General features: G+C 65.8%; 15 protein-coding genes. 6 read left to right on the top strand and 9 right to left on the bottom strand.

The window, feature by feature from the left end:
* Nucleotides 1–72 precede the first annotated feature (72 nt).
* Nucleotides 73–459, bottom strand: coding sequence for a VOC family protein (locus FZP69_RS04610; RefSeq protein ID WP_152040173.1), 387 nt, complete (start codon nucleotides 457–459; stop codon nucleotides 73–75).
* 70 nt (nucleotides 460–529) lie between these two features.
* Nucleotides 530–1,486 carry an NAD(P)-dependent oxidoreductase gene (locus tag FZP69_RS04605; RefSeq protein ID WP_152040172.1) on the bottom strand — a complete coding sequence of 319 codons (957 nt, stop codon included), beginning with the start codon at nucleotides 1,484–1,486 and terminating at the stop codon, nucleotides 530–532.
* A 253-nt stretch (nucleotides 1,487–1,739) separates the two neighbouring features.
* On the opposite strand from FZP69_RS04605, the gene FZP69_RS04600 reads away from it, so the two are divergent.
* Entirely contained in the window at nucleotides 1,740–2,600 is an 861-nt protein-coding gene (locus tag FZP69_RS04600; protein ID WP_152040171.1) for a methylenetetrahydrofolate reductase, read from the top strand.
* Between the two features lie 707 nt (nucleotides 2,601–3,307).
* Here FZP69_RS04600 and FZP69_RS04595 read toward each other — a convergent pair.
* The 4 genes from FZP69_RS04595 to FZP69_RS04580 all read right to left on the bottom strand — a co-directional run bounded on the left by FZP69_RS04595 (nucleotide 3,308) and on the right by FZP69_RS04580 (nucleotide 7,969).
* Nucleotides 3,308–4,456 carry an ABC transporter ATP-binding protein gene (locus FZP69_RS04595; RefSeq protein WP_152040170.1) on the bottom strand — a complete coding sequence of 383 codons (1,149 nt, stop codon included), beginning with the start codon at nucleotides 4,454–4,456 and terminating at the stop codon, nucleotides 3,308–3,310.
* A gap of 124 nt (nucleotides 4,457–4,580) precedes the next feature.
* Nucleotides 4,581–5,507 carry a carbohydrate ABC transporter permease gene (locus FZP69_RS04590; RefSeq protein WP_152040169.1) on the bottom strand — a complete coding sequence of 309 codons (927 nt, stop codon included), beginning with the start codon at nucleotides 5,505–5,507 and terminating at the stop codon, nucleotides 4,581–4,583.
* Nucleotides 5,504–6,451, bottom strand: coding sequence for a carbohydrate ABC transporter permease (locus FZP69_RS04585; RefSeq protein WP_152040168.1), 948 nt, complete (start codon nucleotides 6,449–6,451; stop codon nucleotides 5,504–5,506). Before FZP69_RS04585 ends, FZP69_RS04590 begins: the two co-directional genes overlap by 4 nt.
* A gap of 27 nt (nucleotides 6,452–6,478) precedes the next feature.
* Nucleotides 6,479–7,969 carry an ABC transporter substrate-binding protein gene (locus tag FZP69_RS04580; protein WP_152040167.1) on the bottom strand — a complete coding sequence of 497 codons (1,491 nt, stop codon included), beginning with the start codon at nucleotides 7,967–7,969 and terminating at the stop codon, nucleotides 6,479–6,481.
* A gap of 186 nt (nucleotides 7,970–8,155) precedes the next feature.
* Between FZP69_RS04580 and FZP69_RS04575 the strand changes: the two genes are divergently transcribed.
* On the top strand, nucleotides 8,156–9,268 hold the full coding sequence (locus FZP69_RS04575) for a M24 family metallopeptidase (RefSeq protein WP_152040166.1): 1,113 nt from the start codon (nucleotides 8,156–8,158) through the stop codon (nucleotides 9,266–9,268).
* 53 nt (nucleotides 9,269–9,321) lie between these two features.
* Nucleotides 9,322–10,191: an NAD(P)-dependent oxidoreductase gene (locus FZP69_RS04570; protein WP_152040165.1), complete on the top strand. Its 870-nt coding sequence runs from the start codon at nucleotides 9,322–9,324 to the stop codon at nucleotides 10,189–10,191.
* Between the two features lie 142 nt (nucleotides 10,192–10,333).
* On the opposite strand, the gene FZP69_RS04565 is transcribed toward FZP69_RS04570, so the two are convergent.
* Nucleotides 10,334–11,467, bottom strand: a complete 1,134-nt coding sequence (locus tag FZP69_RS04565) for a mandelate racemase/muconate lactonizing enzyme family protein (protein WP_152040164.1) — start codon at nucleotides 11,465–11,467, stop codon at nucleotides 10,334–10,336.
* Between the two features lie 224 nt (nucleotides 11,468–11,691).
* Between FZP69_RS04565 and FZP69_RS04560 the strand changes: the two genes are divergently transcribed.
* Complete coding sequence (locus FZP69_RS04560; RefSeq protein WP_152040163.1) at nucleotides 11,692–12,483, top strand: IclR family transcriptional regulator; 792 nt, start codon at nucleotides 11,692–11,694, stop codon at nucleotides 12,481–12,483.
* Nucleotides 12,484–12,587: 104 nt separating this feature from the next.
* Nucleotides 12,588–13,682, top strand: coding sequence for an ADP-ribosylglycohydrolase family protein (locus FZP69_RS04555; protein WP_152040162.1), 1,095 nt, complete (start codon nucleotides 12,588–12,590; stop codon nucleotides 13,680–13,682).
* Nucleotides 13,683–15,016: 1,334 nt separating this feature from the next.
* Here FZP69_RS04555 and FZP69_RS04550 read toward each other — a convergent pair.
* Nucleotides 15,017–15,670: an RraA family protein gene (locus FZP69_RS04550; protein WP_152040161.1), complete on the bottom strand. Its 654-nt coding sequence runs from the start codon at nucleotides 15,668–15,670 to the stop codon at nucleotides 15,017–15,019.
* A gap of 141 nt (nucleotides 15,671–15,811) precedes the next feature.
* On the opposite strand from FZP69_RS04550, the gene FZP69_RS04545 reads away from it, so the two are divergent.
* On the top strand, nucleotides 15,812–16,789 hold the full coding sequence (locus FZP69_RS04545; protein WP_152040160.1) for a Gfo/Idh/MocA family protein: 978 nt from the start codon (nucleotides 15,812–15,814) through the stop codon (nucleotides 16,787–16,789).
* 187 nt (nucleotides 16,790–16,976) lie between these two features.
* Here FZP69_RS04545 and FZP69_RS04540 read toward each other — a convergent pair whose 3' ends face one another.
* Nucleotides 16,977–18,002: an ABC transporter permease gene (locus FZP69_RS04540; protein ID WP_152040159.1), complete on the bottom strand. Its 1,026-nt coding sequence runs from the start codon at nucleotides 18,000–18,002 to the stop codon at nucleotides 16,977–16,979.
* Nucleotide 18,003: the final 1 nt, after the last annotated feature.

The following is an 18,003-nucleotide window of genomic DNA, read 5'->3' as shown; positions in this document are numbered from 1 at the left end:
GCACCAGTCGTCACCAGCGCCGCCGCTGACGGGGAGATCGGGGCAAAAAAATCGGGCGTCGTGGTCGCGAGGTTACGCGTCGTCGCCGGCAGCGTCCTCGTCGTCGGAGACGACCTGGAAGCGGTTGCCGTCGGGGTCGCGGAAGTTCGTGATCGTGCGCCCCGTCTTGTCCACGTCGTACGGGCCGACGATGGAGTCGACGTCTTCGGCTTCGAGCTGGTCGGTGATGGCCTCGATGTCGTCGACACCGAACGCGATGTGGTTGATGCCCGGGACCTCTTCACCGGAGACGGTGTGGATCTCGAACAGCGGTCCCTCGCCGTCCGCGGGGACGTACTCGTAAGAGGTGCCGTGGTGCTCGGTCTCACGGAGCTGCTCGTAGCCGAGCTTCTCCATGAACTCCGCCATCTCGTCCGCGTCACTCACCTCTATCTCGATGTGGTCGATCTTTCCAATCACGCTTGACGCGTCGAGAGCGAGTGATAATAAAGATTTCTCGTCAGGGGCCGGATTCGATCGACGTCGACATCTACTCGGGACGCGCCATGTATCGCTCCGAGACCGCCGCCCCGTCGAGGAGCCGAACGACGTTGCTGGTGAGGCGGTCGATGCTCTCGAGCCGGCTCTCGCGGGTCAGTGCGCCGGTGTGCGGGGTGGCGACGACGGTGTCGAGGTCCAGCAGTCGGCTGTCGATCCCGAGCGGTTCGTTCTCGAACACGTCGAGACCGGCCCCCGCGATCTGTCCCGTCTCGAGGGCCCTGATCAAGGCCTCCTCGTCGATCACCGGCCCGCGTGCAGTGTTGACGAGAACGGCCGACGATCGCATACGGTCGAGCTCCGGTCCGCCGATGAGACCAGTCGTCTCCGGCGTCAGCTCGGTCGTGAGGACGACCACGTCGCTGGTCTCCAGCAACTCGGGCAGTGACGTCATCGACCCACGGACGAGTTCGGCGTCGAGCTCCGGGACGTACGGGTCGGTGATCTGAATGTCGACGTCGAAACCACCGAGGAGCGATCCGAACCGGCGGCCGATGTCGCCGAACCCGACGATCCCGACCGTCTTCCCCGAGAGGCGGGTCGCGAGCGTGAACTCGTCGCGCCACCCGCCGCCCTCCATGATGGACCGCGCCTCGGTGAGCCGACGAGCAGTCGAGAGAACGAGACAGAGCGCGTGTTCGGCCACCGAGAGGGCGTTGTACCCCGGCGTGTGCGTCACCGGGATGCCGTGGTCGGCCGCCGCCGTCAGGTCGATGTTGTCGACCCCAGTCCCGAGCTTGGCGATGACCGCCACGTCGCCCGCTCGCTCGAGGACGTCACCCGGGAGGGGGACACGCGAGGTGACGAGGGCCACGTCCGCCCCCGCCAGCGCGTCGGTCGCTCCCTCGATCGTTCCTTCGATGCCGATGGACACGTCCCAGTCGGCCGGGAACCCCTCACGCACAGATTCGGTCGGTGTGATATCCTGGTCGACGACGACTCGTCGCATGTACCGTAGCTCTCGGTGAGGTTACTTCAGGCTACCGTCTGCCGTCTCTCCGCACGGACCATCGGCAGTTCCCGCACTCGCTCTCGCGCAGGACTCGGCGCACGGGTGCGACTGCGGAGTCGACTCGGAGCGGTCGGAGCGGTCGGAGCGGTGTCTCGGAGCGAACGATTGAAGTGTCCTCCCCAGTCACCGGCTGGTACGGCGACGGCCCGCAGAGAGAACGCTCCGCGTTCCACCAGCCCCACGCAGAACCATGTCACTCGACTTCCGATCGACAGCGACCACAGACGGCGCATCGCAGTTGCTCACGAGCCCCCGGTACGAACTGATGCCGTTCGACAGCTTCGGCGAGCAACTCCGAGAACTCCCCGACGGGGCGGAGGTAGCGATCACCACCTCACCGCAACTGGGCCTCGACGCGACGGTGGACTGGGCCGAGCGCGCGTCCGCGCAGGGATACCAGGTGGTCCCACACGTCGCCGCTCGCTACGTCGAGGACGAGGCACGGCTCGAGGAGGTCGCTCGACGCCTGCGCGATGCGGGCGTGACCGACATCTTCGTCCCGGGCGGTGACCGCGAGGAGCCGGCGGGACCCTACGAGTCGGCGCACGATCTGCTAGTCGCACTCGACGAACTCGACTACTCGTTCGCGGAGGTCGGTATCACCGGCTATCCGGAGGGCCACGACTTCATCGACGACCGGACGCTGGCCGAGGCGATGGCGAGGAAGGCACCGTACGCGACGTACATCGTCACCCAGCTCTGTTACGACCCGCAGGCGGTCGTCGACTGGATCGACGAGATCCGGACACGCAGGATCGACCTCCCCGTCGAAGTGGGGGTTCCGGGCGTGATGAAGTACCAGCGTCTCTTGCAGATCTCACGGAAAGTGGGCGTGGGCGACTCCGTGAAGTTTCTCAAGAAGACGACAGGCGTCCTCGGGTTCGTCCGGCAGCTCGTGAGTTCGCGTGGAAAGTACGCACCGGACGAGCTGCTGGACGGACTGGCACCGTACGCCAGCGACCCGACGTACGACCTACGGGGCGTCCACCTCTACACGTTCAATCAGGTGTCCGACCTGGAGTCGTGGCGGCGTTCCCGACTGACCGAGTGACGGCGACAGCGGGGGACAACCACGGGCCGCAGACGACGAGTCAGCTGCCGCACGATCGTCGATCGTGAGTACAGAGGTTGGATAGCCGGTTCGTTTCGATCTGAGATACGGTTCTACTACAATGTACGTTGATCAACGATGCGATCGAGATTCTCTCAGCTAGCACTTGAGTCGACCGTTGGACGGGATAATATTGTGAATAAAATACATTTACGTCTGCTGTAGTAATCTAACTGTTCGTTCAGGTATGCAAGAATAATGAACACCTACGTCGTAGCTGCGGAGTCATTTCTCGATCGTGTTTTTTTATCAGCGCTATCGAATCTACTTCGTAAAATTCTCGGAGAATACGGTCGAACGGAGGAGGTCGTCGACGTGAATCGATTTCTCAGTCGGTTCTCTTGCGTCTACTCGTGTCGGAGTCGAACGACAGCGTCGATCGATAATATTGTATAATATGCTCAATATTATCCACTACTGCGTGTGGTATCGGCTTCGATCAGTACACCGTTCTGCCGGCCCGTCCCAATTGCGGCATGTACGTCCTTATCCGAGGAGTATGAACCGGAGTACGAGACGACGGACCGAAGCGCAGTCGGTCCGAGCGGGGTTCTCTCAGCAGCCGCGGGAAGGAAAACGGTGGTCGAGAGCCCCCCGGCGGCGAGACGGAGGGAACTCAGTCGGCACGCCCAGGTGATCGGTACAGTTCACTCGGCGTTGAGCGACGTGGGGATCTCCGTGGCCGAGGCACCACCGCTCGTCGCGAGGAGTTCCTCGGTCGCTGCATCGAAGAGGTAGATACCGTCGGGGTCGATCCCGACCGGCGTGATCTCGTTCTCCACCAGCCACTGCCGCGCGGGGACGAGCGCCCGGAGTTCGCCTTCGGGACCCTCGAGCCGGGCGAGCGCCCGATCGTCGATCGGCTCGACGAGCAGGAGTTCCAGCTCGAACAGCGGCGACTCGACGCGATCCCCCAGGGAGACGCTCTGCGGGCGGAAGCCGACCAACACGTCCCCCGACGTGCGGTCGCCGAACCGGCGGTCGACCGAGAAGTCGATCGTCTCGCCGTGGACCGTGACCCGGCCCGAGTCGTCGGAGAGGTCGGTCAGTTCGCCCTCGAGGGTGTTGATGCTCGGGTTGCCGATGAAGTGCGCGACGAAGAGGTTCTCCGGGTAGTAGTAGACGTCCTCTCTGGTCCCGAACTGCTCGATCTTCCCGTCGTTCATGACGGCGATCCGGTCGCTCATCGTGAGCGCCTCCTCCTGGTCGTGCGTGACGTAGATCGTCGGGCGGCCGATCCGCTTGTGGACGTTGAGGATCTCGCGGCGGATCTCGATCTTGAGCTTCGCGTCGAGGTCGCTCAGCGGCTCGTCCATGAGGAACGCGATGGGGTCCTGCACGACGGTCCGGGCGAGCGCGGCCCGCTGTCGCTGCCCACCGCTCAGGTCGCCGGGTTTCTTCTCGAGCATGTCCTCGATCTGCATCACAGCGGCGGCTTCGCGGGCCCGCTCGTGCCGTTCGGCCTTCGGGAGCCCGTCGACTTTCAGCGGGTAGGCGATGTTGTCCCGGATGGTCATGTGTGGGTACAGCGCGATGTTCTGGAACATCATCGCGAGCTGCCGCTTCTCCGCGGGCACCTCGGTGACGTCCTGTCCGTCGAAGACGATCGTGCCGCTCGTCGGTCGTTCGAGCCCGGCGATGCAGCGGAGCGTGGTCGTCTTCCCGCAGCCGGACGGGCCGACGAGCGTGATGAACTCCCCGTCTTCGATGTCGAGGCTGACGCCGTCGACCGCGACTTCGACGCCGCTCTCGACGGGGAACTCCTTGCGGATGTCGTGTAAGCTGATCGTACTCATGAGTTGTAACTGGTCACGTCTGTCGTCTTAACTGCTCGGGGGATCGAGACCTCGATCGGCCCCCCGCCTCCACGTCGGTGCGAGCCGTCGCACGCGTTGCTGGCTCGGGAAGGGTGTACGCTCGTCATCCGATATCACTGGGGTCGAACCCGCTGAGGAGGTACTTCTGGAAGGCGTACACGAAGAGGAACGCCGGCAGCGAGGCGAGGAACGTCGCGCCCATGATCTGGTTCCACATCACCGTGTTCTGCTCGGTAAAGGCCTGGATGCCCGTCGTGATGACGAAGCTGTCGGGACCGGGCATCAGGATCTTCGGGAGCGTGTACTCGTTCCAGGAGACGGCGAACGAGTAGATGCCGACCGCGACGATGCCCGGTTTCGCGATGGGGAGCGCGACGTCGACCATCGTCCGGAACCGAGAGGCACCCGCCATCCGCGCCGACTCTTCCAGCGACGGGGGAACCGTCTGGAAGAACTTCCACATGACCCACAGCGAGAACGGCAACGCCAGCGCGGTCTCCGCGAGCATCAGCCCGAGGTAGCTGTCGATGATCCCGAGCTGGCTCCAGAGGATGTACATCGGGATCGCGAGCAGGATCGCCGGGAACATGTATCCGAACAGGATCCCTCTGGCGAACGTGTCCTGGTACGGGATGTCGAACCGGGTCAGCCCGTAGCCGCCGAGCGTCGCCAGCGTGGTCGTGATGACCACGACACCGACCATGACGACGATCGTGTTCTGGAGGTACAGCAGGAAGTCCGAGAAGAAGAACAGCCGCTCGTAGTTGGCCATCGTCAGTTCGGTCGGGACGACGGTCGGCTGTCGCGTCAACACCTCGCTCCGTGGCCGGAGGCTCGTGATGAACATCCAGTACAGCGGGAAGAGGATCGTGAGGACGATCACGAGGAGCAGGCCGTAGAAGCCCGCCTCCCGGGCCAGCCGCTGCTGCGGATACGACAGACGGTTCCAGAGCGGCGTGTCGCTCTTGAACTCGTCCGACAGCGGCTCGAACTCGAGTTCGGACTCTGACGCTCGTTCCGTGTCGCTCATTCCGTTCGCACCTCCGACTCGGGTTCGAAGACCCGGAAGTAGACGATCGCGGCCGCGATGAGGATCGTGAACAGGACGACCGACACGGCCGCGGACTGGCCGAGCTGGTAGTCTCCGAAGGCGACGTCGTAGGCGTAGATGGGTGCCGTCTTGGTCGCGTTACCGGGGCCACCGCTGGTCATGACGGCGATGATGTCGTACTTGTTGAACATCCAGACGCCACGGAGCAGGACCACGATGAAGATCACGCCCTTGAGGTTCGGGAGCGTGATGTCGCGGAACCGCTGCCACCGCGAGGCACCGGCGACACGGGCGGCGTCGTAGTAGCCGTCGGGAATCGACTGCAGGCGGGCCAACACGAGGATCGTCACGAAGATCGCGTACTTCCAGGCAGTGGCGATCATGAGCACGAGCATCGCGGTGTCCGGGTTTCCGAACCACTCCACGCCGAACTCGACGACGCCGAGCCGGATGAGGATCGAGTTGAGGATACCCCAGTTGGTGTTGAACATCCACAGGCCGAGATAGCCCAGGAGCGCGGTCGGGATGAGGTACGGCAACAGCACGACCGCGCGAACGCCCTTGTTGAACGGGAACTCGTGGGCGATCACGAGCGCGATGCCGATCCCGACCACCAGCTGGATCGCGACCGACCCGACCGCGAAGATCACGGAGCGCCAGAGCGACGCCTGAAACTCGGCGTCCGTGACGGTCGTGACGTAGTGCTCCGCGCCGACCCACGCCCACTCCGGCTGGAACAGCGGGATCTCGTAGAAGCTCGCCCTGATCGCCCAGGCGATCGGGAGGATGAGGACGAACGTCAACAGGACGAGCACCGGGAGGACGGTCAGCACGATCATGAGCGACCGGTTCGACAGGTGCTCGTAGACGGTGTCCTGAAGCCGTCTGAATCGGGGCTGTTCGATGACTGAGGGGAGGCTCATCGGGTGGTGATCGTGGGGTGAGTACTTCTACTTTGCACTTTCGAGCGTCTCCTGGAGCGTCGTCGCGGCCTTGTCGAGCGCCTGCCCCGAGTCCATGTCCTCCTGGAGGACGTCCCACGCGAGTTGCCACAGCGCGTCGTCGGCGAACAGCTGGCCGGTGTAGGGGTTCGGCGGGTCCGTCTCGTGGGGGAACGCTCGGCGGTTCTCCTCGGTGAGGTGGGCCTGGATGTCCTGGTCGGTCCACGCGTCGGGGAGGTCGGCGAGCCGGCTCTGGTACTCCTCGTGCTGGACGATCTCCGGGGCGATCGGGGCGTTGTGCACCGGCGAGAGCATCAGGAAGTCGAAGAGGAAGTCGGGCTGGACGAGGAACTTGATCCACTCGTTCGCCGCCTCGACGTTCGCGTTCTGGAACGTGCTGACGCCCTGCAGGAGTCCCAGCACGGGGTTGTCCGCCTTCCCCTCCGGGCGGGGGCACTGTCGTTCACGGACGCTTGCGGCAAACGGCAGGTCCTGGCCGACCGACTGGATCTTCGGTCGGTTGCCGAAGTAGTGACCGGCGAACGTCGTCTCCGAGGGGATCGCGGACGAGTACGCACCACAGTCGCCCTGGGTGTCGATCGCGGAGAACTGGGCGCGCGCCTTCCAGTAGTCGAGCGCCTGGATCCACGCCTCGCGGTTCGACCCCTCGTGCATGGTGATCTGGAGCTCGCCGCTGTCGTCGCGGGAGCAGACCGTCCCGCCCGCCATGTACGCCTGGCTGAGGATGTAGTACTTCGCACAGTCGTTCTGCCCGAGCGGGAAGTAGTCGGCGCGCATCCCACCGCGACCCTGATCGTACTCCTCGGCCATGGCGAGGACGTCGTCCCAGTTCTGCGGGAAGTCGTCGCCGACGTCCGTCGCGATGTCGTCACGGTAGTGGTACATGTCGGCGTTGATGAACAGCGGCACCATGTGGTGCGTCCCGTCGAGGAGGACCGCCCCACGCTCCGTGTTGATCTCCGTCCCGTACTCCTCCTCGATGTACTCGACCGCCGGCGTGACGTCGCCCGCCTGGCCGTTCGTCGCGAACGTGACGATGTCCTGGACGCCGATGTGCGTGACCTCGGGCGGATCGCCGGCCTGCAGGAGCTGTGTCAGTCGCTCGCGGTAGCCAGTCCCGAGTCCGACGTACTCGATGTTCACCGAGGCCCCGGTCGCCTGCTCGAAGGCCGTATTGAGTTCGTTCCAGAACGTCTGCCACTGCGTGCTGGACTCCTCGGTGAGCACGTGCACCTCCTGGCCCGACAGGTCGGGCCACTCGCCGCTGTCGGTGGCTGTGCTGCCACCGCCGTCGTCGCTGTCCTGCCCGCCACTGCCCCCGCTGCCGTCACCACCGCTGTCGTCGGTCGTCCCCGTCGACGACGAGCTCTGCCCCTGGCAGCCAGCCAGTCCCACGAGCGCCGATCCGCCCACCGCCTGGGCGAACCGCCGCCGCGAGACCCGTGACTGTGACTCTCTTTTGCATGGATCACTATCCATGTCAGGGCACTTCAATCCAACACTATTAAACCTTTACCATACATCAACGATCGTGAATTTTCGACCCCCGTCCGACGTCGGCTGCCGGGCGTCCGGGAACCGTGCCGTCCGTCGGTCGCTTCGAGAGCCAGTCGTCGACGGTGGACGGAGTAACGTTATTACTCGTGTTCTCGAACGAGACAGGGTATGACACGATTCGATACCCGACTGGAGCGACTCGAACGCGCCCTGGTAGCGGCGGACGCCGACGGCGCGGTCGTCGCGACCGGATCGAACGCACGCTACCTCACGGGGTTCGCCGGCGAGCGGGACCGGGCGCTGCTGTTCGTGGTCACGCCGGACGGCGAGCGTCTGGCGGTCTCACCGGAACAGTACACGGGGCAGGTCCGCCGTGCGATACGAGCGGACGGCGTCCACCTGCACTCGGTTCCCCACAACAGCGCCCGCTCTGTCGCCCGCGGAGTGGCCGAACGGCTCCCTGCGAGCCACGGCCGGTACCTGATCGACGAGGAGCTCTCCGCCGGCGAACTGTACCACCTCGAACGAGCGCTCCCGGACGCGACCGTGGATCTGCTCGGTCCCGTCGTCACGCCGATGCGTGCGACGAAAGACGAGTCGGAGCGCCGTGCGCTCCGTCGAGCGGCCCGACTGACCGACGAGGTTTCGCGCGCGGTCAGGGAGGAGGGTGCGGACGTCGTCGGGACGACCGAGCGCGAACTCGCGGTCGAGATACGGGCCCGACTCCACGAGCGGGGGGCCGAAGGGGTCGCCTTTCCGGTCGTCGTCGCATCGGGCCCGAACGGGGCGTTGCCGACGCAGTACCGTCACGGCGACCGAACCATCGAGCGAGGCGAGCCGGTCGTCCTCGACTTCGGCGGGTTCTTCGACGGCTACGCGAGCGACCAGACCCGGACCGTGGTCTTCGCCGGGGAGCCGTCCGCCTCGTACGTCGAAGCGCACGACGCCGTGCGAGAGGCGCTCCAGACGGGAATCGACCGCGTCGAACCGGGGACGACGGGCGGCGAACTCGACGCTGCCGTGCGGGAAGTGATCACCGAGCACGGCTACGGCGATCAGTTCACGACCGGGACCGGTCATGGCGTCGGCCTCCGGGCACACGAGCCACCGTCGATCGCGCCCGGCTCCGACGACGTGCTCGAGCCGGGGATGGTGTTCAGCGTCGAGCCGGGGATCTACGTCGCCGGCGAGTTCGGCGTTCGGCTGGAGACGCTCGTGCTCTTGACCGAGCGTGGTCCCGAAGTGCTCAACGACTCCCCCTACACCTGGCGACCACCCTGATCCGAGCCGCTGGCAAAGTTTATCACACTCCACAGGAACGTATGAGACGATCCATGACTGCAGTTGGACTCATCGGCGTCGGCTACATCGGGAAGCACTTCCTCGAAGAACTGCTCGACGACGACCACACCGTGACCGTGTTCGACGTCGACGACGCGCAAGTCGAGTACGCGACCAGTCGCGGGGCGACGGCGGCCGAGACACCCGCCGCAGTCGGCCGCGAGTCGACCGTCGTCGTCATCGCGGTCCCGGGATCGCCGGAGGTCGAGGCCACGATGGAGGGGACGGACGGCCTCCTCGCCGGCACCGACCCGGGCGACCTGGTGATCGACGCCTCGACCACGTTGCCGGAGACGTCCGTCGCCTGTGAGGAGTGGTGTGCGGAACGCGACGTCCGGTTCGTCGAAGCGCCCATCACTGGAGGCTCACCGCACGACGGCTATCACATGATGGTCGGCGGCACCGAGGCGAACTACGAGGCGACGAGCGACGTGCTCGACGTGCTCTGTGCCGACCACGTCCGCATCGGCGACGCCGGCGACGCGACCGTGTTCAAACTCGCGCTCCAGATGCGGTACGCCGGCCACCACGCGATCGACGCCGAGATCGTCGAGTTCTGTCGCGACAACGGCGTCGATCCACGGCCGTTCACCGACTTCCTCGGATTCGACCTCTTCGAGCAGTACTTCACCGGCGACTTCTCCCCGGCCATCGAGGGGCTGGGTGGGCTGGCCATCTGGCACAAGGACATCGGGTACGCGCGGCAGGTGGCGCACGAGAACGAGACCGCGTTACCGCTCAACGGCGTCGTCCACGAGGCGTACAAGGCCGCCGTTCGCCGCTCGACGGCGGACGAGGGACACGCCGCGGCGCTCATCAGGTACTGGCAGACGCTGAACGACGCCGAGGGTCGCCTCGGGTGACGCGGCCGACTCCCCGCTTTCGGTCCGAGCCGGCCCGGTGGTGAGGACGAAGACTATACCCGGTGGACAGCACAGACGCCCGTGGCTGTCGATCGGCGGAGTGGCTCGGGCAGTGTGTACCGGGAGCCAGCCGTCCAGTCCGTCAGTTCAGTCGGTACTCCGCGACCATCTCGTCGTCGAGTTCGAGCCCGAGGCCGGGGGCGTCCGGCGGCTCGATGACGCCACCGTCCCGAACGTGCACGTCGCTCTGGTTCGCGACGTACGGACTCGCGATGTACTCGCCGGGGTCGTCGATCTCGTCGGAGTAGACGCCGAACTCGATGAGCGAACAGGCCGGTGACGCGGCGGCCACGTGGAGACTCGCCGAGTAGTTGATGACGGGGCCGAAGGCGTGGGGGACGAGCTGCTTGTCGTAGGGTTCGATCATCGTACCGACACGGGCGGCCGCGGTGATACCGCCGCAGTAGTCGAGCGCCGGCTGGTAGATCTCCAGCGCGTTCGCCTCGAGGTGGTCGACGGCCGGGTAGTGGGCGACGTGGTTCTGATACGCGGAGATGGGGACCGAGAGGTCGCGGTTCAACTGCGCCTGTCCCTGAATGTTCGTGTGCGAGACGGGCTCTTCGAACCATTCGAGACCGTGCTCACTCGCCGTCTCGCCGACTTTCATCGCGTCCTGGACGGTGTACGTCGTGTTGGAGTCGATCGCCAGCCCGATCTCGTCCGGGATGTTCTCGGCCACGGTCCGGATCCGCTCTCGATCGTTCTGGACGCCGTGGCCCGCCACGATCTTCATCGTCGGGAACCCCTTGTCGGCGAGCCAGCGGGCGTCGTCGATGAGCTGTTCGGCGGGCTTCGAGAGGGGGAACGTCGCGTACGCCTTGACCTCGCCGACCGCACCGCCCAGCAACTCGTACACCGGCTTGCCGGTCTCCTTCCCCAGGATGTCCCAGAGTGCCTCGTCGATCGCACTCATTGCCCGGTATGAGCCCTCGCGCTTGACGTGGACGTACATCTCGTGCCACCGTGCGGTCACCTCGCGCGGGTCCTTCCCCTCGAGTTCGTGTCCGAGCGCCTCCATACCCTTCGCCGCCGTCAGCGCCTTGTGTCCGGAGGGGTCGTCGAGATACGTCTCGCCGAGACCGACGACCCCCTCGTCGGTGTGGACTTTCGCGACGACCGGTGTGACCGTGGCGTCGAAGGCGGCCTTCCCACCGGGGAGGGAGACGGTACCGATAGCGCTCTCGAGGACGATGGGCTCGATTGTTTCGATTTGCATACGACACACCCACGAACCGACGCACGGTAATTAAGTGTATGCATTATTGTATATATTTCGATACGTATCGGGACCGCCTCTGTACGCGACAGTCGGGAGACGGCGGAGCCACGGCCGGCGTCGTGTCGAGAGCACGCGACACGGAGGGCACACTTCGAATACACTACTTATTCGACCGTGGCGAACGGGGAGGATTGATAACCGTGGACGTTCATGAATGGGGTATGCAAACAGACCACAAAGAAGAGAAGACGATCAAATCGACACGGACGGCGTTCGACATCATCGAAGTGATCGCCGCGCGTGACAGACCGAGCATCACCGAGATCGCCGACGCCGTCGACTGTTCGCGGAGCACCGTCCACTACCACCTGCGGACGCTCCAGCGGGACAACTACGTGATACGCGGCGAAGGCGGGCTGCGCCTCGGACTCCGAATGGCTCGGCTCGGGAACGTCGCGCTCCGGAAGCATCGACTCACCGGCGTCGTCGAGCAGACGACCGACGACCTCGCGGCCGAGACCGACGCCGTGGCACACGTGGCCGTCGAGGAGGGCAACAACCTCGTCTGGCTCTACAAGTCGACACCCGGCACGCGGGACGACTGTCCGACGGAAGTGGGCGAAGCGGTGGACCTCCACTGTACCGCGTACGGGCAGGCGATACTCGCACACGTCCCCGCAGACGTACTCGAGACCGTCGTCGCCGGCTCCGGGTTGCGCGAAGTGACCGAGCAGACGCTGACGAGTCGGGCGACGCTCGAAGAGCGGCTCTCGACGATCCGTCAACTCGGCTTCGCATACAGCCCCGAAGAGTACCGGCCGGGGTTGAGTAGCATCGCCGCACCGATCTTCGACGGGCGCGACGAGGTGGTCGGCTCGATCGGGATCACCGACACGCAGAGCCGCATCGACGACCCGTACAAACACCCGAAGGCACGTCGGTTCTCGGACGAGCTCCCGGGCCACGTCCAGAAGGCCGCCCGGATCGTGAGCGACCACGTGGCGGAGCTGTAGTCGAGACGTCCGTTTTCCGAGAACATTCGATAGCATCGAACAGAGGAGCCGGCCGTGGATCTCCCATCCCAACAGCTTAGTGGGCCCGGGGAGGAGTCCGTGCCATGAGAGAGGACGTCGAGGACGCGGTGTACGGGTGTCTGATCGGAGGGGCGATCGGGGACGCCCTCGGCGCTCCCGTCGAGGGGTGGACGCACGAACGCATTCGGCAGGAGTACGGAACACTGGAGGAGTTCAAGCAGTACTACATGCCGTACTCGAACACGGAGCCGGGGTCGATCACGAGCGACACGACGCTCCGACACTACCTCTGTCTGGCGCTGGTCGAAAACGGCGGGCGCGTCACGCCCGAAGCGTTCGCCGCGGTCCTCCAAGAACACCTCAATCCGAACCGCGTGTGGATCAACGAGGAGATCGTGCTCAAGAAGTTGAGCGCAGGGGTCGACCCGTGGACGGCGGGACGGGGGACGGTCCCGGACAACAAGGTCACCGCTGCGATCACGCCGGTCGGCGTCGTGAACGTCGGCGACCCGGATCAGGCCTACCAGGACGGCTTCAATCTGGCGTCGATGTTCCAGGACGGGCACGACCGTCACGCGACGGCCACGGTTGCAGCGGGAGTCGCGGAGGCGATGACGCCCGGGAGCAGTGTCGAGTCCGTCATCGCTACGATGGTCGAACAGTCCTCGGATCTCGTCGAGCGTGCGCTCGACCTCGCGCTGGGGTTCGCAGAGGAGGCGGACTCTCCGGACGAACTCGTCGAGGTACTCTACGACCGCTTCCTCGACTGGCGGTGGCCAGCCGTCCGGTGGGATCGGGAGAAGTACCACGCGGGAGAGATCTTCAGCGCGAGCACGCTCGAAGTGGTGCCCGTCGCGGTCGCGATGCTCGCCGTCTGTGACGGCGACGTCAACCGGTCGCTCGTCGAGGGAGTGAACTACGGCCGGGACAGCGACGCCGTGGCGACGATCGCCGGGAGCCTCGCCGGTGCGCTTCACGGCGCGGGCGCGATCCGCGACGAGTGGATAGCCAAGTGTGAAGAGAGCAACCGGGACTTCTTCGAGGAGTTAGAGGGTGATCCGGACGCCGACTTCCAGTCGATGGCCGAGCGACTGGTCGGCGTCCTGGAGCGCGAACGCGAACGCGCCGCCGCACGGGACGAGCAGCTGTCTCGTCTGCTCGGCGCCACAGACCGTTAACGCACCTCGAGCGACACGTTCGTCCGTCTCCACCGGCGCGGCCCGATGACTGTCCGTCGGACGGACGTGAGTGGAGACCGTTCGACGGGGGCGAACACCTGGCTGCTGCTTCGGGACACGGCGCTGCGCGGTGTCGGTTCGGTCGAGGTGCAGTCGTGAACGTGTCGGGGTCCACCGCACGAGTCACGGGGAGCCGATTCGATCCACGAGACGCCCAGTGTCGTGTGGACGTCGGCGTCCAGTCCACTCGACAGGGAGTGGCCGGGACGGACGAGAGAGTCGGCCCTCGGCGTGTAGCTCGACGATCCGTGCTCGGCCCCGGATGCGAGACGGGACACGGTGACTGTCTCGACGTCCTCGTGAGGCAGCCCTCTCGTCGAGAACACGGCCCGTCAACGCTCGTTCACCGGGACTCGCACGGACCATACCTCGTTACACTGTTATAGGTGTAAAGCAGGGAGATCGTGGCGATCAGGTATCACGTTTCCGGCCACTCCGTTCCGAGACGTCGGCCCCGCGGCCGAGAGGAGGAACCTCCCGACCGACGTCGGCGGCTCCGCTCGGCACGCTCGTCCATGCGACTGGAGGAGCGACCGGAGCCATCGCGGTCACCCCATCGGCTGCGTGGACGAGGGCTACGTTCTTGTTTTCAAACAGTGACAATTTGTGAATAGATCTTCCGTCGGATCGGACCGGACGCCGGTCGGCGACCGGCGGCGAGAGAACGACCACGGCTCGGCGTGGTCGCGTCGACGAAACCCGAGAACGACTCGAAAGCCCGACACGGGTGCCGGTATCCGCGTCGTGAGTCGGTCTCTCGCGCTCGAAGCGCGACGAAGCCGCGTCTCGTCGACGCGAACCGGTCGAGAGCGGACGAGCGTGACGGTGTCGTTCGACAGGTCACCGCTCTCAGCCGCGATCCGGGCGTTTTCTCCGTCGTCGGCCCGATTCCGTGATGCAGTCCGACTCTCGATTCGGCATCCGTCCTGGCCGGTCGGTTGCTACGCCCGTCGGAGCGCGCTGCGAGATGGGACGCGTCACCACCCGGTTCGGCGCGACGCGGAACATGTTGTTTTCAGATTACATCAGACGACCTGTTATTATCCAAATGTGTTCTCGTGAGAGCGTTCGATGGACGTGACGCCGGACGGTCGAGCCGCGGTGACGTGGACGGTCGCCGTCTCGGGAGCGGTCCGTCCCCCCATCGGTGATCGCCGGGCGAGACCCGTCCGACGGTCGCAGCGTATCCACTGATGAAAGCGTAGCCACCGGTCGGGGCGTCGGCAGGCACGGGCACGAGTGAGCCGACCCCGAACGCGGTCGAGCGAACCGGATCAGAACTTCCCGAACTCGTCGTAGGCGTCGAGCGGCGCGACGCCGTCTTTCACCGCGGCGCGCACGTCGCTCTCGGTTTCGACCATCGTCTCGGCCTGTTCGAGCACCGTCGCGGCGATCGACCGGGGGACACAGACGACGCCGTCGACGTCCCCGACCAGCACGTCGCCGGGTTCGATGTCGACGCCACCGATCTCGATCGGGACGTTCCAGTCGTCCAGACGCCACCGCGGCGGTGCGTCCGCCGGCGTACGGTAGCGCGAAAACACCGGGAACTCCTGGTCGAGGATGAAGCGAACGTCGCGCACCCCGCCGTCGATGACGGCCCCGCGACAGCCCTGCTCGGCGAGCGCCGTGGTCGAGAGTTCGCCGAGGTGTGCCGCGCCGTCGTCGTTCGTCTGGTACGCCACGATGCTGTGTTCGGGCGCCTCGCCGAGCATCTGCAGGAACCGGCGGAGGTTCGCGTCGTACTCGACGCCCGGGTCGGGGTGGCCGATCACCGTGTAGGCGATGCCCGCGAGCGTGGTGTCGTCGGTCAGCGGCGTGATCGACGGCGGGAGGACCTGGTCGTCGTAGCCCTGATCGTCGAGCGTGTCGGCGACGGCGCCCGGGTACAGCTCGGAGAACCGGCGAGCGAGTTCTGCGTCGTGCATCGTCGTGAGCGACGACGGCAGACGTGAAATAACTACGTGCGGGAACGGTCGCGGACGGGCGGCGGAGCACACGTCGAGAGAGCGGGCGGCCGTTCCCAGCCGACCCCGCAGGCTTTTAGCCGCGGTCGATGAGACACGGGTATGCGATTCGGTGTACTCAGCACTGCGGACATCGGTGTCGAGTCGGTGATCCCCGCCGTCCAGGCGAGCGACCACGAGGTGGCCGCCATCGCCTCGCGGGACGAGCCACGAGCCACGGCCGTGGCCGAGCGCCTCGGGATCGAGCGCGCATACGGCAGTTACGACGACCTCCTCGCGGACGAACGTCTCGACGCGGTCTACATCCCACTCCCGAACGGGCTGCACGCGGAGTGGATCCGGCGGGCCGCCGACGAGGGACTCCACGTGCTCTGCGAGAAGCCGCTGACCGAAAGCGCCGCCGAGACCGAGGCAGTGTTCGACTACTGCGAGGCACGCGACGTCGTGCTGATGGAGGCGTTCATGTACCGGTTCCACCCCCGGACCGAGCGTGCCCACGAGATCGTCGAGACCGAACTCGGCGACGTGGTCTCGGTGACGTCCGCGTTCTCGTTCAGGATATCGCCGGGGGCGACGGACATCCGACTCGATCCCGACCTGGCGGGCGGGAGCGTGATGGACGTCGGGTGCTACGCCATCAGCGCCGCCCGGCTGTTCCTCGGCGTGCCCGACCGGGTGTACGCCACGACCGCGGACACGCGCGACTGCGGCGTCGACACGCGGATGGTCGGCGTGTTGGAGTACGACACCGACCACGCGGCCCGCGTCGAATCCTCGTTCGACACGCCGAAGAGCCAGTACTACCGCGTCCAGACGACGGACGGCTGGCTGCGCGTGGAACCGGCGTTCACCGCTGGACCGTCCCAGCAACCGACGCTCACGTACGCGGTCGACGGCCGCGAGGTGACCGAGACGTTCGACGCGGTCGACCACTACCGCCGCGAGGTCGAACAGTTCGCGGACTGTGTCGAATCGGGGACGACGCCGCGCGTCGACCGCGCCGAGTCGGTGGGAGTGATGCGGATCATCGACGCCGTCTACGAGAGCGCCGAACGCGGAGAACCGGTCGATCTCGACTGAGCCGGCGGCTCGTGCGACACACCGCCGTCCCTGGGGTATCGAGCGAGGCGACGAACAGTGGAGGGGGATGGGGCGGAGAACGACGGCGAGCGGCGGCACATCACGAGACGGGACGGGACTCTCCGAAACGGGAGAGCAGACGCGACCGGGAGGCGAACGGACGGAGAACGAAAACGAGGGGACGAAATCAGCCGCGCCGACGGATGAAGATGTCCACGAGGACAGCGGCGATGATGACGACGCCCGTGAGGAACTCCTGGATCTCGACGGCGAAGCCGTTCAGCACCAGCAACACGGGGATGACGCCGATGACGAGCGCGCCGAGGAACGTCCCGAGGAGCGTGCCCTCCCCGCCGAAGAGGTTGGTGCCACCGATGACGACCGCGGCGATGACGAGCAGCTCGAAGCCCGATCCGGCGGTGCCGAACATCGTCCCGAAGTACGAGATGCTGATGACGCCGGCGAGCGCCGCGAGGACGCCCGTGAGGACGAAGTTGATGATCTTCACGCGGTCGGTGTCGATCCCGGCGTTGCTCGCGGCCTGTTCGTCGTCGCCGACGGCGTACACGTGGTAGCCGAACCGGCTCCGCTGGAGGAAGACCCCGAAGACGATGAGCACGGCGAGCGCCCAGAACACCTGGTTGGTGACCTCGACGCCGATGATGTCGCGACTCCCGCCGAAGATCTGGATGAGGCCGAGGTCCTGATCGACGCTCCGCGATCCGCCGGGCGTGAGGAAGAACGCGACGCCCCGGAGCACCGACAGCATCCCGATGGTGGTGATGAGCGAAGGGACGCCCGCCTTCGTGACGATGGTCCCGTTGGCGAGCCCCACGCCCGCACCGGCCAGGAGCACGATCAGGATCGCGACGACCGCGCTGTAGCCGTCGCCCAGGAGGATGGCGAAGATGAGACCGCCGACGGCGAACATCGACCCGATCGAGAGGTCGAACTCCCCGCCGATGATGAGGTACGTCATCCCGACGCCGATGATGATGTACGACGACACCTGTCGGAGCAGTCGGGAGATGATCCCCGAGATGGCGTCCCAGTTGAAGAAGATGTCCGGCCGCGTCACCGCGATGAGCCCGAACAGGAGGAGGAAGCCGAGGAAGACGCCGAGCTCGCGCCGGGCGAGCACCCGGCCGACAACGCCGTCTTCCTGTGCGCGGATCGTGGCCGTCGACTCGGCCGTCGCCTGTCCGTCGGCCATC

Origin of the sequence: Salinigranum salinum, assembly GCF_009176545.1 — an archaeon.
Taxonomy (GTDB): Archaea; Halobacteriota; Halobacteria; order Halobacteriales; family Haloferacaceae; genus Salinigranum; species Salinigranum salinum.
The sequence above is the reverse complement of the archived record's forward strand: the minus strand, read 5'-3'. Positions and strand labels throughout refer to the sequence as shown.

Excerpts from the sequence above, each read along its gene's own strand:
- FZP69_RS04605 (WP_152040172.1), bottom strand. The coding sequence starts at position 1,486 with ATGCGACGAGTCGTCGTCGACCAGGATATCACACCGACCGAATCTGTG.
- FZP69_RS04600 (WP_152040171.1), top strand. The coding sequence starts at position 1,740 with ATGTCACTCGACTTCCGATCGACAGCGACCACAGACGGCGCATCGCAG.
- FZP69_RS04595 (WP_152040170.1), bottom strand. The coding sequence starts at position 4,456 with ATGAGTACGATCAGCTTACACGACATCCGCAAGGAGTTCCCCGTCGAG.
- FZP69_RS04590 (WP_152040169.1), bottom strand. The coding sequence starts at position 5,507 with ATGAGCGACACGGAACGAGCGTCAGAGTCCGAACTCGAGTTCGAGCCG.
- FZP69_RS04585 (WP_152040168.1), bottom strand. The coding sequence starts at position 6,451 with ATGAGCCTCCCCTCAGTCATCGAACAGCCCCGATTCAGACGGCTTCAG.
- FZP69_RS04580 (WP_152040167.1), bottom strand. The coding sequence starts at position 7,969 with ATGGATAGTGATCCATGCAAAAGAGAGTCACAGTCACGGGTCTCGCGG.
- FZP69_RS04575 (WP_152040166.1), top strand. The coding sequence starts at position 8,156 with ATGACACGATTCGATACCCGACTGGAGCGACTCGAACGCGCCCTGGTA.
- FZP69_RS04570 (WP_152040165.1), top strand. The coding sequence starts at position 9,322 with ATGACTGCAGTTGGACTCATCGGCGTCGGCTACATCGGGAAGCACTTC.
- FZP69_RS04565 (WP_152040164.1), bottom strand. The coding sequence starts at position 11,467 with ATGCAAATCGAAACAATCGAGCCCATCGTCCTCGAGAGCGCTATCGGT.
- FZP69_RS04560 (WP_152040163.1), top strand. The coding sequence starts at position 11,692 with ATGCAAACAGACCACAAAGAAGAGAAGACGATCAAATCGACACGGACG.
- FZP69_RS04555 (WP_152040162.1), top strand. The coding sequence starts at position 12,588 with ATGAGAGAGGACGTCGAGGACGCGGTGTACGGGTGTCTGATCGGAGGG.
- FZP69_RS04550 (WP_152040161.1), bottom strand. The coding sequence starts at position 15,670 with ATGCACGACGCAGAACTCGCTCGCCGGTTCTCCGAGCTGTACCCGGGC.
- FZP69_RS04545 (WP_152040160.1), top strand. The coding sequence starts at position 15,812 with ATGCGATTCGGTGTACTCAGCACTGCGGACATCGGTGTCGAGTCGGTG.
- FZP69_RS04540 (WP_152040159.1), bottom strand. The coding sequence starts at position 18,002 with ATGGCCGACGGACAGGCGACGGCCGAGTCGACGGCCACGATCCGCGCA.